Raw genomic sequence first — 13490 nt, forward strand, 5'->3', positions numbered from 1 at the left:
GTCCGGCATTAGAGCTCGAGCTCAAAACAAATGATTAAAAATGAACGTGGACAGGGATGGAGGCAACACAGTGAGCGCACAGGTGCGAGTTATGCATGAGCATAAAGATGAGCATGAGAACATCATGCCGCAGCAGTCCGACTTGACCACAGGGTCAGTCGATATGGATGAGCATGAGCAAGCCATGTTGCAGCCGCAGGGCGATCCGACCGTCACACCGGCCGAGAAAATCTGGCTAACACGCTACCCGGACGGTGTGCCTGCCGAGATCAATCCCGATATCTACGGCTCTCTGGTCGAGATGTTCGAAGCCTCGGTGAGCGAGTTTGCCGACCAGCCCGCCTTCGTCAACATGGGCCAGACCATCACCTATCGCCGGCTCGAGGAGCAGTCCCGCGCCTTCGCCGCCTACCTGCAAAACGAACTTAAACTGGAGAAAGGTGACAGGGTCGCGGTCATGATGCCGAACCTGTTGCAGTACCCTATTGCGGTGTTTGGCATACTGCGTGCCGGCATGATAGTGGTCAACGTCAACCCCCTCTATACCCCGCGCGAGCTGGAACACCAGCTCAAGGATTCGGGTGCCAAGGCCATCGTCATCGTCTCCAACTTCGCCCATACCCTGGAGAAGGTGGTCTACGACACCCCCATCAAGCATGTGATCTTGACCCGGATGGGGGACAACCTGGGGCTGGCCAAGGGGACCCTGGTCAACTTCGTGGTGAAATACGTCAAGAAGCTGGTGCCGAAATACAATCTGCCCCACGCCAGCACCATGCGCCATGCCCTGGCCAAGGGCCGCTTCCTGCAGTACATCAAGCCCGAGATCCATGGGGAGGAGATCGCCTTCCTGCAGTACACGGGAGGGACGACCGGCCTCTCCAAGGGGGCCATGCTGACCCACCGCAACATGATTGCCAACGTCGAACAGTGCCTCGGGGTCTATGGCCCCGTGCTGCAGCGGGGCAAGGAGTTCGTGGTCACGGCTCTGCCGCTCTATCACGTCTTCGCGCTCACGGTGAACTGCCTGCTGTTCATGCGCCTCGGGGGTTACAACCTGCTGATCAGCAACCCGCGCGATATCCCGGGGTTCGTCAAAGAGATCAAGAAGTACCCCTTCACCTGCATCACCGGGGTCAACACCCTGTTCAATGCCCTGGTCAACAATGACGAGTTCCAGAGCATGGATTTCAGCAAGCTGACCCTGACCATCGGCGGCGGCATGGCGGTGCAGCGGGCGGTGGCCGAGCAGTGGAAGACCATGACGGAGACGCCGCTGCTGGAGGGGTACGGCCTGACCGAATGCTCCCCGCTGGTCAGCGTCTGTCCCTACGACTTGACCGATTACAACGGCTCCATCGGCCTGCCGGTCTGCTCCACCGATATTCGTCTGGTGAATGATGCCGGTGAGCCCATTCATTCCCTGAATACACCCGGGGAGATGCAGGTCCGTGGTCCCCAGGTGATGACTGGCTACTGGCAGCGTCCCGAGGCCACCGCCGAGGTGATGCAAGATGGCTGGCTCTGCACCGGGGACATTGCCGTGTGCGACGAGCAGGGTTTCTTCAAGATCGTCGATCGCAAGAAGGACATGATCCTGGTGTCGGGCTTCAACGTCTATCCCAACGAGATTGAAGACGTGGTAGCGCTCCATCCCAAGGTGCTGGAAGTGGCGGCGGTCGGGGTGCCTCACAAGGTGTCCGGCGAGCTGGTGAAGGTATTTGTGGTCAGAAAGGATCCAGGCTTGACCGAAGAGGAAGTTATTGCCCATTGCCGTCAACATCTTACTGCCTATAAGGTGCCTAAGCTGGTAGAATTTCGCGACGAACTGCCCAAGACCAATGTGGGCAAGATCCTGCGCCGCGTGCTGCGCGACGAGGAGATCGCCAAGCAGTAACCTATCCAGGGCGATGCGAAACCGTGGGTCACGCCACGGTTTTTTCTTTTGGGCCAACCGACAAGATGCAGGCAAAGATGCAATATCAACTCATTTCACAGCAAGCCGAGCTGGAAGCCTACCTCGCCACTCTGGCCCAGGTGCCACTGGCCATCGATACCGAATTCGTGCGCACTCGCACCTATTATCCCCAACTTGGTCTCTTTCAAATCTTTGATGGCCATCAGCTGGCCCTGCTCGATCCCCTGACCCTGGATCTCGCGCCCCTGTGGGAGCGTCTGGGCCAGGATGGCCAGATCTCCATCCTCCATGCCGCCGGGGAAGATCTCGAACTCATTCAGCACCAGGCGGGTCATCTGCCCAACCGCGTCCATGACACCCAGCTTGCCACCGCTTTCCTGGGCTATGGGGTCTCCGTTGGATTTGGCGCCATGGCCAAGGATTTTCTCGGGGTGGAACTGGTCAAGGATCAGGCCCGTACCGACTGGTTGGCCCGTCCCCTGACCGATCGTCAGCTCGAGTACGCGGCGGCGGATGTGCTCTATCTGATGCCGCTCTACGACACCGTCATGGCCAAGCTGCACGAGAGCGGCAAGTTTGCCTGGTTCGAGGAGGAGTGTCAGAACCACTGCGCCCGCCGGAGCCAGGGGAGCGATCCTTATCAGGCCTATCTCGAGATCATCAACGGCTGGCAGCTGGGTCGGCGCGAGCTGGCCATCTTGCGCGAGCTGGCCGCCTGGCGGCAAAAAGAAGCGGTGCGCCGGGACTTGGCCCTCAATTTCGTGGTCAAGGAGTTGCACCTGTTCAAGGTCGCCGAGCGCCGTCCGACCTCACTGCGCGAACTCAACGAGCTGGATCTCTCTCCCATCGAGATCAAGATCCACGGCAAGCGGCTGCTCGACATCGTCGCATCGGCTCAGCAGAGCGACCCTGAAGGGTGGCCCGAACCCATCCGTCGTCTGGTGGATTACCCCCAGTACAAGGCGGAGCTCAAGCGCATCAAGGCGCTGGTGGAAGAGAAGGCCAAGGCCAGCAATATTCCCCCTGAGCTGGTGGCCAGCAAGAAGACCATTCACCAGTACTTTACCTGGAGCTGGCGGATGAGCGCAGAGGAGCGGGCTCGCGGGCCCAAGCCCATGTTGCTGCAAGGCTGGCGTCATGAGCTGGTCGGTCACCTGCTGGCCCAGTGATGGGCGCAGGGATGGCCGAGTCTGCTCGCGCCCTCTGCCGGGTTTGTCGCGATCGGCATGAATAGAAAACGGGCCCCTGTCTTGGCAGGGGCCCGTTTTGTTTGACGCTGGTGGGGTGTGTCGTTCGAACACTTTGGTCGATACGACAGGCGGGGTTGGGACCCGCAGCGGGCAGTGATGCCCCTACAACTCGTGGCCGTGAAAGCCCTTGCGATAGCGCAGTTCGCAGCGCGGACAACGTTGTTGGGTGGGATCTTGCTCCAGCTTGGTCAGGTTTAGCGGCTCCTCGCAATCGGAGCAGAGGCCAAACAGTCCCAACTCTATCTGGCAGAGGGTCGCGTCGATCCGCTTGAGCGCCGTCACGTTTTGTTCTACTTGCGGCAGATCCAGCCGACTCGTCAGATCCACCAGCTGATCCCGTTCACAATGGCTGGCCCGTTCGGCCCAGTCTCCCTGGCGACTTGCCTTGAGCTGACCTATCAGCTCCTCTCGAATTCGTGCCCAGTCGGCAAGCAGGCGATCTCGCCAGCCCGCTAGCTGATCTTGCGTCATTTCACACACGGATGCCCCCAACAGACGGTTATAGAGTCAGGGCAGTATAGGGAGTCGATAGGAGAGTCAAGATGACATGCGTCAAGTAAATGACGGGTTCTGGCCCCTATTCCCGCCTGTGGGGGCAGGCAGGAGAGGGGAATGACCTACAGGGGAGGGCTCAGGGGTGGCGGTCGCTCTCTTGCAGCAGACGAGCGCGGATCTCCTCTGCGCTCTTGAGTACCCGGATATCGGTGAACAGCACGTCGGCCTGGGGATATTCGCGTTTGAGGTAGGAGAACCACTGCTTGATGCGGCTCGGGTAGTAGTCCGCCTTCTCGCCGGCGAGATCCTGCTCCGTGTAGCTCACCATGAGCCGCAGTGCCTCGGCCCAGCTCATGTGGGCGCAGCCTGTCTTCATGACGTTGGCCAGATTTGGCAGGGAGATGGCGCCGCGTCCGACCATCAGGCTGTCACAGCCGGAGACCCGGGCGCAGGTGAGGGCATCCTGCCTGTCCCAGATCTCGCCGTTGGCGGTCACCGGAATGGGCAGGGCGCGGCGGATGGCATCCACGTACTCCCAGTGGGCGGGGGGACGATAGCCTTCGCGCTTGGTGCGGGCGTGGACCGCCAGCTCATTGGCCCCAGCCTGGTAGACCGCCTGGGCATTCTCGAGATAGAGCGCCTTGTCATCGTAACCGAGTCTTATCTTGGCGCTGACCGGCAGATGGGCGGGCACCGCCTCACGCACCGCCTTGACGATGCGGTAGACGGCTTCCGGCTCCTTGAGCAGCACGGCGCCGCCCTTGCTCTTGTTGACCGTGGGCGCGGGGCAGCCGAAGTTGAGATCCACCCCGGGGGAGCCGAGGCTGACGGCACGCAGTGCGTTTTCGGCCAACCATTCGGGATGCTGACCCAGCAGCTGTACCCGAACCGGCGTGCCGGCGCGGGTCTTGCCCCCCTGCTTGAGCTCGGGGGCGAGCCGATGGAACACCTTGGCCGGCAGCAGCTGATCGACCACGCGCACAAATTCGCTGACGCAGAGGTCATAGTCGTTGACCGAGGTGAGCACCTCCCGCATCAGGTGATCGAGCACCCCCTGCATGGGGGCCAAAATTACGCGCATAACCGGTTTTCCGAAGGCAAGGGCTGAAAAGGACGCCAGATTGTAGTGGGAACGCCTGCGGCTGTCAGCTTCGACATGGTCGCAGGCACCTCGCTGGCGCACAAAAGCAGCAGCCAGGGGCGGCGAGTCAGCGGATGGCTCTGGTGAAGGGGGTTTGCCAGGGCGCCGCTTGGCAGCAGAGGGCCACCTCGCGCGGGATGGCCTATCTGTCTAGGGGGCGGGTCTGCTAGGATGGACCCTCGAGTCAAGATCCCATGGTAGCGAGGCGAGCGCGCATGAAATCCTGGTTGTTGTTTTGCCTGGGGTGGCTCAGTTTTGTCACTGGCCTGCTTGGTCTGGTATTGCCCCTGTTGCCCTGCACCCCCTTTATGCTGCTGGCGGCGGCCCTGTTTGCCCGCTCGTCCCCGCGTTTTCACCACTGGCTGCTCTATCATCCCTGGTTTGGCCCGCCCATCCGGGACTGGCAGGAACACAGAGGGATCCGCCGGGATGCGAGGCGGCGCGCCATTATCTTCATCCTGATAAGCTTCGCCATCTCCCTGGCCCTCACCCCCATGATGTGGGTGCGTGGATTATTGCTCGCCATCCTGGCGATACTGCTTGGCTGGTTAATGCGCCTGCCCGTGCTGGAGCCAGTTGCAATGGAGAAGTGAAGTGCCTAAGCTACTGCGGCAATCATGCTATGGAGTTGGCCTGTCGTTTTTGCACTTTGGGTGTCTCACCTTGAACTGCACGATGGGCCTTTTTGTTTTCCCGAGGGCCAGGTCTCACGTACCGGACCCGGGTCAAAAATAAGCGGTCAAATAATGAATCCGGATATTCTGAAATTTATCGAAGCTAGCATCAAGACCATCCCCGACTATCCGAAGCCGGGCATCCTGTTTCGCGATATCACCAGCCTGATAGAGAACGCTGAGGCCTTCAAGGCCACCATCGATCTGTTGGCTGAACATTACCGCGATCAGGGGATCACCAAGATTGTCGGCACCGAGGCCCGCGGCTTCATCTTCGGTGCACCGGTCGCCTTCGCCATGGGCCTGGGGTTTGTCCCTGTTCGCAAACCGGGCAAGTTGCCCCGCGCCGTGATCGAGGAGTCCTACTCGCTGGAGTACGGTACCGATACCTTGCAACTGCATACCGATGCCATCGTGCCCGGTGACAAGGTGCTGGTCGTGGACGATCTGCTGGCCACCGGCGGCACCGTCGATGCCACCGTCAAACTGATCCGCCGTGCCGGTGGTGAAGTCGCCGATGCGGCCTTCATCATCTCGCTGCCCTCCCTGGGGGGCGATGCCCGCCTGACGGCGGCCGGTATCAAGGTCGTCTCGCTGGTCGAACTGGCTGGCGAATAAGCGGCGTTAACCGCTTGCATGAAACAGGGAGCCGCGCCGAGTCGGGCTCCCTGTTTTTATGAGGGGTTGTGGGATAACCCCGATCGCCAGGCGCCATGGGCGCGGGCAGGTTGAACCCTGCAAGATAGCCTGCTCCCTCGTCTATCGGGTTGAATTTCAGTCAGTTATCCCAGGCTTTGCCGCAACTTGGGCCATCGCCGTGACAGCACCCCCGCCATTTGTGTTAGCATTCTGCCTCAATGCCTTGTCTTCCCCGCATCCAAAGGTTCTATGAGCTATCAGGTTCTGGCGCGTAAATGGCGCCCCCATACATTCGAGCAAGTGGTGGGCCAGCAACATGTGCTGACCGCCCTGACCAATGCCCTGGATCAGGGCCGCCTGCACCATGCCTATCTGCTCAGCGGTACCCGTGGCGTCGGCAAGACCACCATCGCCCGCATCCTGGCCAAGAGTCTCAACTGCGAACAAGGGATCAGCAGCACCCCTTGCGGGGTCTGCGGCACCTGCAAAGAGATCGATCAGGGCAACTTCGTCGATCTGCTGGAGATAGATGCGGCGTCGCGCACCAAGGTGGAAGACACCCGCGAGCTGCTCGACAACGTGCAATATCGTCCGGCCCGCGGCCGCTTCAAGGTCTACCTCATCGATGAGGTACACATGTTGTCGCGTCACAGTTTCAACGCCCTGCTCAAAACCCTGGAAGAGCCGCCCCCCTATGTGAAGTTCCTGCTGGCCACCACGGATCCGCAGAAGCTGCCGATCACCATCCTCTCCCGCTGCTTGCAGTTCCACTTGAAGAGTCTGGATCAGAGCCAGATCGCCAAGCAGCTGGAGTGGGTATTGGGGGAGGAGGGGCAGCCGTTCGAACCCCGCGCCTTGCTGGCATTGGCCAAGGCGGCCGATGGCAGCATGCGCGATGCCCTGAGCCTGACCGATCAGGCGCTGGCCCATGGCAACGGCAGCGTGGGGCTCGCGAGCGTGCTGACCATGCTGGGTACCCTCGACCATCATCATCTGCACCAGCTGCTGGAGGCCATCCTGCGCCAGGATGCCCCGGCCACCATGGCCAAGATCACCGAGATCGCCACCCTGGGGCCCGATTTCGACCAGCTCCACGCCGAGCTGGAAGCCCTGCTTCATCGCGTTGCCATGGCCCAGCTGCTGCCAGCCAGCGTGCAGGAGCAGGGGGCGGATGCCGATGCCTTGCTGCAACTGGCCGGGGCCATGAGCCCGGAAGAGGTACAGCTCTGCTACCAGATCGTGCTGGGGGGGCGCAAGGACTTGCCATGGGCCCCGGATGGTCGCACCGCCCTCGAGATGACCTGCCTGCGGATGCTCGCCTTCTCGCCGCGCAGAGCCCAGCTCCACCCGGCGAGCCTGGCCCCCTTGCCAAGCCAGGCGGGGCAGGGGGCCGCTCCTCTGGGGTTGGGAAAGTCCCAGGGGGTGACCGCTTCGCCGACGCTAGCCCCCCAGGGCACTGAATCAACATCGACCCCCCTGGGTGACCAGGCAGAGGCTGCCACCGAGTCTGTGGCGGATCTCCGCCAGGCTGGCATCACCGCCGAGAACGATACTGAACATCAGGCTGACCTGAGCCCCTCTTCGGCGGCACTGGTCAAGCAGGATGGCGATGATGAATCGTTTGAGCCCGCCCTCTCTCCGCTCTTTGCCGAGCAGGAGGCGTTGCTGCAGGCGGCGGATCAGATGGGCTATCAGCCATCTCCTGCCCCTGTGGCAGAGGATCCGGCCCCGGATCCCGGCTTGGATGAGATCAGCGCCTCGGGGGCGATGGCCAGCCCGGACATCCCTGTTCCGGCCCATGGGGAGCCTGCGATGCTTCATCCCGCGGCCAATCAGGACGCGGAGCCTGTGTCCATGGCGCAACCGGTGCCGCAACCCATGGCACAGCCCCCGGAGGCAGCGACGGGCAGTGATGGCAGTGGTGGCATCCTGAGCCTGCTCGGTACGCGCAACATGCTGCGCAGCCGCTTGCGCGCCTCTGATACCGATGCTGCGCCGCGCACCGCTAGAACACCGAGTGCTCCCAAGGCCGGGGCGGGGCAGACGGCTGTCGCCCCATCCCCCGTCAGCCCACCTGCGGCGCAGCAGGCCGGGCCTGGCTCCGCCCAGACGGCCATGGTGGCGCCTGCCTCTTCTGTTCCGGACGATTGGTCCTACGACGAGTTGCCGAGCCATGATGACGAAGAGGACAATCAGCAGGATTATCAGGAGTACCTGGCCCAGGGGGAACAGGGGGTTGTTACACCTCCGAGCCAGGCCGAGCGCGGCAGGGCACCAGCCCCGGCGCTGAGCCAACGGACTCCTGAGGAGGCAGCGCCCCCCTGGGATCCCCAAGGACCCTCGACCGGTATCCAGCAGCCCATTGTCCGTGACGCGGCGGCGGCTTCCCCCGCCGCCGCAGGGCAGCCCGCTCACCCCGCCGCAGCGCACACCGCGCTTGAGCCAAGCCGGGCGGTACCGGCACAGATGGAGGCTACGGCCCCGGTGCTGGAGACCATCGACTGGGACTCTATTGATAGCGATCAAGCGCAAGAGGAGCCGGGGGACGAACCCAGTAAGCTGCTCCCTGCCAGCCTGCTCGATAATTGTGGCGATCCCTGGGGCGAGCTGATTGCGCGCACTCGGATGGGGGGCCGTCTGCGGCAGCTCGCCATCAATGGGGTGATGGTGCAAGAGGGATCCCGGGTGCTGCTGACCCTCAAGCCCGAGCAGCGCCACCTGGTCAGCGATCGTGCCCTGATGGAGCTTGCCGCCATCATAGGGCCAGCACTCGGTGGCGAGGTGCTGGTCGAGGTGACGCTTGGGACAGTGCCCGATCGTGAGACGCCCCTTGAGATAGAGCAGCGCCTCTATCTTGGGGTGCGCGAGCAGGTGAAACGGGATCTTGAGCAGGATCCCAACATACAGTTTTTACGTCAGCGGTTTGGTGCGGAGCTCCATATGGACAGTATTGAGCCCCTCAATCGCTGAATCTGGTGCGGGGAGCCCGGCTCCCCGCTTGAAATGCCGCTCGGCCGTCCCCATCTAGGACAGACGAGCCTAACGCCCGGCCAGGTCGCCGGATTTCAACGCGAGAGACGACATATGTTTGGTAAAGGTGGAATGGGTAACCTGATGAAACAGGCCCAACAGATGCAAGAGCGCATGCAGAAGATGCAAGAGCAGCTGGCCCTGCTGGAAGTGACAGGGGAAGCGGGCGCTGGCATGGTCAAGGTCACCATGACCGGCAGCCACAGCGTGCGTCGCATCGAGATCGACCCTTCCTTGATGGAAGATGACAAGGAGCTGCTCGAAGATCTGGTCGCGGCCGCCTGCAACGACGCCGTGCGCCGGGTCGAAGAGCAGAACAAGAGCAAGATGGGCGAGATCACCGGTGGCATGCAGTTGCCCCCAGGTATGAAGTTGCCGTTCTAAGCGAACCACTAAGCAAGCAAGAAGAGGGGCCCTGGGCCCCTCTTTCGTTGTGAACGCGCCCCTATGATGGCGGGTGCAATTTCTGGCAAGGCCGTTACAATGGCGCCCTCTTTTCGCCTCCCGACTCCCGAGACTCCTGTGCTGGCCCAACGCTTCGAACGCCTCGATCACCTGCTGACCGCTTCCCGTGCCTGGTGGCAATATCAGCCCTATCATCACCTGACCCTGGCGTTTGCCGGGCAGGCACCCGATCTGGCCGCCTTGCTCAATGGTTTGAGTCTCGAGGAGATCAATGGGCTCGATGGTGACATGGGGGCACTGGCCACGCTGCTGGCACCCTGGATCCCGGGGGGGGCCGAGTTGCACCGCTTGAGCGAGCTGGTGAGATTCGAACCCGAGCCCATCGATTGCGGCAAAGGGATGGCGCTGCACATGCCGGGGCGAAAACAGGCCCAGATAGAGGCCTTTACCGGTTGTCTGCCACCCCATCAGGGGCCCTATCTGGAGTGGTGCGCCGGCAAGGGACACCTTGGGCGGCTGGTTTCTGTCCATCGCAGTGCCGAGATAACCAGCCTGGAGCTGCAGGGGCCGCTGTGTGAGGCGGGACGCATCCTGGCGCTGCGCGATGGGGCCCGGATGCACTTCATCGAGGCCGATGCCTTCGCCGCCGAGTCGGCCGCGCTGATCGCCCCCGAACACCATGCCATGGCGCTGCACGCCTGTGGCGAGCTGCACACTCATCTGCTCGAAGGGGTGGTTGAGCGCGGTGCCAGCGGCGTCTCCCTCTCCCCTTGCTGTTATCACCTGATCCGGGGCAACGATTATCGTCCCCTCTCCCGGGCCGCCAAACAGAGTGCCCTCCAACTGACCAAGGCCGACCTGCGCCTGCCCCTGCAAGAGACGGTCACCAGTGGCGCCCGCATCGCCCGACTGCGCGAGCTGGAAGTGGTGTGGCGGCTGGGTTTTGACTGCCTGCAACGCCAGGTGCGGGGGGTGGATGAGTATCTGCCGGTGCCCAATATCCAAAAGAGCCTGCTGAGCGACAGCTTCGAGGCCTTCTGCCGCTGGGCCGCCGAGCGCAAGGGCATAGTGCTGCCCGAGGCCATCCATTACGATGATCTCCTCGGTCAGGGGGAGGCACGCTATGGGGATGTTGCCCGCATGGAGCTGGTTCGCCACCTGTTCCGCCGCCCGCTCGAGATCTGGCTTGCCCTGGATCGCGCCCTCTTCCTGCAAGAGCAGGGCTACAGGGTGGAAGTGGGGGAGTTCTGCGCCAAACCCATGACGCCGCGCAACATCTTGATCCGCGCGGTACGTGCTTGCTCGTAGCGGGTGGTTTCTGAGCTGACTGCCACCCCTAACCTCTTGATCTGCGCGGTAGGTGCTTGTTCGTAGTGGGTGGTGCCTGAGCTGACTGCCACCCCCAACATCCTGATCCGCGCGGTAGGTGCTTGATCGTAGAGGGCGGTGCCTGAGCAGACTGCCACCCCCAACGTCCTGATCCGCGCGGTAGGTGCTTGCTCGTAGCGGGCGGTGCCTGAGCTGACTGCCAACCCCCAACTCTCCTGGTATTTCATCCTGAAACAGGGGCAATTTTTTGATCGCCCCCATCACAGTGATCCGCAGCTGCAACGCTCTGGTGATCAAAACAATGGTCTGCTGTCAGAAGGGATGAGGGAGGGGACACAAGGGCGCTCGCACGGTGGGAGTGGCCGATCCCATGGGGCATAGCACAGAGTGAAATGGCTCACATATTGGTAACATTTCTTAATTTTCTCTGTAAATTTAGTTATCAGGCAGCCTATGCTCGGGATGAAATTTCACCCAGAGACAAGGATTGTTGCCCATGTTGAAGCTCACATATTGCGCGGGGCTCGTCGCCGCGGCCTGTGCCTTGCCAGGCCATGCCGCCATGAATATCCAGCCGGATCCTGACAACGCGGGGGGTTATGTGATCGCTGCCGCCGACGTGGCGGCGGTGGCGCAGGCCAAGACGGCCAATCCCATGTATGCGCTCTGGTCCAAGGCGTTGGCCACCCGCTCCAACACTGTGGTGGATGCGATCTTCCCACGAGATGCGAGCAACCCCGATAACGTCAAACGGGTTGAACGTGTCTTCCCCGAGTCCGAATGGGACTTTCTGACCCAGATGGCGGCACCGGAATATACCTATCTGCGCTTCCTGCGGGCGGTTGGCAAGTTCCCGGCTTTTTGCGGTGAATACACGGATGGTCGCAACGCTGATGCCATCTGCAAGAAATCCATCGTCACCGCCTTCGCCCACTTCTCCCAGGAGACGGGGGGCCATATCGCCAAGGAGAACATCTCCGACAACCCGCAGGCGCTGGAGGAGTGGCAACAGGCCCTGGTCCATGTCCGTGAAATGGGTTGGTCCGAGGGACAACTCGGCTACACCACGGGTTGTGGCCAGAATGACTGGCAGAACAAGAAGTGGCCCTGCGCCACCGGCCAGGGCTATTTCGGCCGCGGCGCAAAACAACTCTCCTATCACTTCAACTACGGCGCCTTCTCCGAGGTGATGTTTGATGGCGATGCCTCGGTGTTGCTCAACAACCCCGGCCTGGTGGCCGACTCCTGGTTGAACCTGGCGTCCGCCATCTGGTTCTTCCTGACTCCGCAAGCCCCCAAACCGGCCATGCTGCACGTGATCGACAGAACCTGGGTACCCTCCCAGCGCGAGGTTGCCGCCGGCATCGGCTATGGCTTTGGCACCACCATCAACGTCATCAATGGCGGTATAGAGTGCGGCGAGCAGAACAAGACGAAAGGTCAGCCAGTCAACCGCATCCGTTACTGGGAAGGGCTGGCGGCCCATTACCAGATCCCGGTCGCGAGCGATGAGAAGAATACCTGCTGGCAGCAGACCCCCTACGGCAGCCTGAACCTCAATGGCGCCACCGATGTGCTCTATACCAACTGGGACGGCAACTGGAAATATTACGCCGACCGACCCGGTGGTTATTCCTTCGAGTGCGAGCTGGTCGGTTTCCAGACCGCTTATTCGGCACTGGTGCCGGGGGATTACCAAAAATGCGTGACCAACTTCTATGGATCCCATGCCGGTTGGCCCAAGGTGCGCATCGTGAGTGAGCTGGCCCCCGCGCCGACAGACCCCAGCACGCCACCGGTTGGCGGTGTGCCCGTCTGGGGGGCAAGCAAGGTCTATGTTGCCGGAGACAAGGTGAGCTATCAGGGCGCCACCTATCAGGCGAAGTGGTGGACCCAGGGTGATGAGCCAAACAAAGGCGGGCCCTGGGCGCTGCTTCCCACCAGTTAAGGGCAGCGTTAGCTTCACAGACTGAGTCCTAAGAGGGAGGCATTAGCCTCCCTCGATTGATTGTTGGCGAGGTTGTCGCAAGGGTACTGACTCTGGTGCAGAGGCGTTATGTTGATAAATAAGACAAATAGTGATGACGGCGCGGGATATATCAAGGAGGGAGCCAAACATGAATATCGCCATGCATTTTGAAATACCGGTGACGGATATGGCACGAGCCATCGGCTTCTACTCCCGGGTATTTGGCATCGCATTCGAGCGAGCAGATATAGATGGCAACGAGATGGCGCTATTTCCGCTGTGTGAGGGCATGGCGGGTTGCTCCGGCGCCCTGGCCAAGGGGGAGAGCTATGTGCCCAGTCTCGACGGCACCCGCATTTATCTGAGCGTGGCTGATATCGAACAGACCATGACCAGGGTGCTGCAGTGCGAGGGGAAGATACTCTATCCCATCACCCAGGTGAGTGATGGCATCAGGGTGGCCGAATGCCAGGATTGCGAAGGAAATCGCATCGCCTTGCAACAGTCGCGATAACCTTTATTCACCGGGTGCATGTATGGATGGAATTCATTCACCGTGTTTATAGTCACCGGGGTGGGTGGGCTCTTTGCCGGAAAAGAGTGGCGTGCCGAGGATGGCGATGCGCAACATGGTCAGTTG

The 13490-nt window shown here is 61.5% G+C and carries 11 protein-coding genes; 9 read left to right on the plus strand and 2 right to left on the minus strand.

The genetic code is table 11. The annotated features are described in order from the left end of the window. The first annotated feature begins 184 nt into the window (after positions 1 to 184). Together fadD and rnd are read left to right on the plus strand one after the other, a co-directional pair. Positions 185 to 1897, plus strand: a complete 1713-nt coding sequence (fadD, locus tag M2366_RS09850) for a long-chain-fatty-acid--CoA ligase FadD (RefSeq protein WP_259269739.1) — start codon at positions 185 to 187, stop codon at positions 1895 to 1897. Positions 1898 to 1974: 77 nt separating this feature from the next. After that, a complete protein-coding gene (gene rnd, locus M2366_RS09855) occupies positions 1975 to 3087 on the plus strand; it encodes a ribonuclease D (protein ID WP_224430481.1) in 1113 nt (370 codons plus the stop codon). A gap of 183 nt (positions 3088 to 3270) precedes the next feature. Here the strand turns inward: rnd and M2366_RS09860 are convergent, their stop codons facing one another. After that, a complete protein-coding gene (locus tag M2366_RS09860) occupies positions 3271 to 3639 on the minus strand; it encodes a conjugal transfer protein TraR (protein ID WP_259269600.1) in 369 nt (122 codons plus the stop codon). 160 nt (positions 3640 to 3799) lie between these two features. Then, on the minus strand, positions 3800 to 4744 hold the full coding sequence (dusC, locus tag M2366_RS09865) for a tRNA dihydrouridine(16) synthase DusC (RefSeq protein ID WP_224430479.1): 945 nt from the start codon (positions 4742 to 4744) through the stop codon (positions 3800 to 3802). Between the two features lie 275 nt (positions 4745 to 5019). On the opposite strand from dusC, the gene M2366_RS09870 reads away from it, so the two are divergent. From M2366_RS09870 to M2366_RS09900, 7 genes are all read left to right on the plus strand, one after another. Further along, positions 5020 to 5397: a DUF454 family protein gene (locus M2366_RS09870; protein ID WP_042043224.1), complete on the plus strand. Its 378-nt coding sequence runs from the start codon at positions 5020 to 5022 to the stop codon at positions 5395 to 5397. Between the two features lie 153 nt (positions 5398 to 5550). Next, the gene (gene apt, locus M2366_RS09875) at positions 5551 to 6096 is read left to right on the plus strand and encodes an adenine phosphoribosyltransferase (protein ID WP_042043225.1); all 546 of its coding nucleotides are present in this window, start codon (positions 5551 to 5553) and stop codon (positions 6094 to 6096) included. 270 nt (positions 6097 to 6366) lie between these two features. After that, positions 6367 to 9087, plus strand: a complete 2721-nt coding sequence (gene dnaX, locus M2366_RS09880) for a DNA polymerase III subunit gamma/tau (RefSeq protein ID WP_259269601.1) — start codon at positions 6367 to 6369, stop codon at positions 9085 to 9087. A 114-nt stretch (positions 9088 to 9201) separates the two neighbouring features. After that, positions 9202 to 9531, plus strand: coding sequence for a YbaB/EbfC family nucleoid-associated protein (locus M2366_RS09885; RefSeq protein WP_005898824.1), 330 nt, complete (start codon positions 9202 to 9204; stop codon positions 9529 to 9531). A gap of 99 nt (positions 9532 to 9630) precedes the next feature. Further along, the gene (locus M2366_RS09890) at positions 9631 to 10860 is read left to right on the plus strand and encodes an SAM-dependent methyltransferase (protein ID WP_259269602.1); all 1230 of its coding nucleotides are present in this window, start codon (positions 9631 to 9633) and stop codon (positions 10858 to 10860) included. Positions 10861 to 11377: 517 nt separating this feature from the next. Next, complete coding sequence (locus tag M2366_RS09895) at positions 11378 to 12829, plus strand: chitinase (RefSeq protein ID WP_259269603.1); 1452 nt, start codon at positions 11378 to 11380, stop codon at positions 12827 to 12829. 169 nt (positions 12830 to 12998) lie between these two features. After that, on the plus strand, positions 12999 to 13364 hold the full coding sequence (locus tag M2366_RS09900; protein ID WP_224430475.1) for a VOC family protein: 366 nt from the start codon (positions 12999 to 13001) through the stop codon (positions 13362 to 13364). The last annotated feature ends 126 nt before the right edge of the window (positions 13365 to 13490 follow it).

Source organism: Aeromonas sp. BIGb0405 (assembly GCF_024807335.1).
Taxonomy (GTDB): Bacteria; Pseudomonadota; Gammaproteobacteria; order Enterobacterales; family Aeromonadaceae; genus Aeromonas; species Aeromonas rivuli.

What these genes read in the sequence shown, in the direction of transcription:
- M2366_RS09870 (WP_042043224.1), top strand. Translation starts at nt 5,020, where the DNA reads ATGAAATCCTGGTTGTTGTTTTGCCTGGGGTGGCTCAGTTTTGTCACT.
- fadD (WP_259269739.1), top strand. Translation starts at nt 185, where the DNA reads ATGTTGCAGCCGCAGGGCGATCCGACCGTCACACCGGCCGAGAAAATC.
- apt (WP_042043225.1), top strand. Translation starts at nt 5,551, where the DNA reads ATGAATCCGGATATTCTGAAATTTATCGAAGCTAGCATCAAGACCATC.
- dnaX (WP_259269601.1), top strand. Translation starts at nt 6,367, where the DNA reads ATGAGCTATCAGGTTCTGGCGCGTAAATGGCGCCCCCATACATTCGAG.
- M2366_RS09900 (WP_224430475.1), top strand. Translation starts at nt 12,999, where the DNA reads ATGAATATCGCCATGCATTTTGAAATACCGGTGACGGATATGGCACGA.
- dusC (WP_224430479.1), bottom strand. Translation starts at nt 4,744, where the DNA reads ATGCGCGTAATTTTGGCCCCCATGCAGGGGGTGCTCGATCACCTGATG.
- M2366_RS09895 (WP_259269603.1), top strand. Translation starts at nt 11,378, where the DNA reads ATGTTGAAGCTCACATATTGCGCGGGGCTCGTCGCCGCGGCCTGTGCC.
- rnd (WP_224430481.1), top strand. Translation starts at nt 1,975, where the DNA reads ATGCAATATCAACTCATTTCACAGCAAGCCGAGCTGGAAGCCTACCTC.
- M2366_RS09885 (WP_005898824.1), top strand. Translation starts at nt 9,202, where the DNA reads ATGTTTGGTAAAGGTGGAATGGGTAACCTGATGAAACAGGCCCAACAG.
- M2366_RS09860 (WP_259269600.1), bottom strand. Translation starts at nt 3,639, where the DNA reads ATGACGCAAGATCAGCTAGCGGGCTGGCGAGATCGCCTGCTTGCCGAC.
- M2366_RS09890 (WP_259269602.1), top strand. Translation starts at nt 9,631, where the DNA reads ATGGCGCCCTCTTTTCGCCTCCCGACTCCCGAGACTCCTGTGCTGGCC.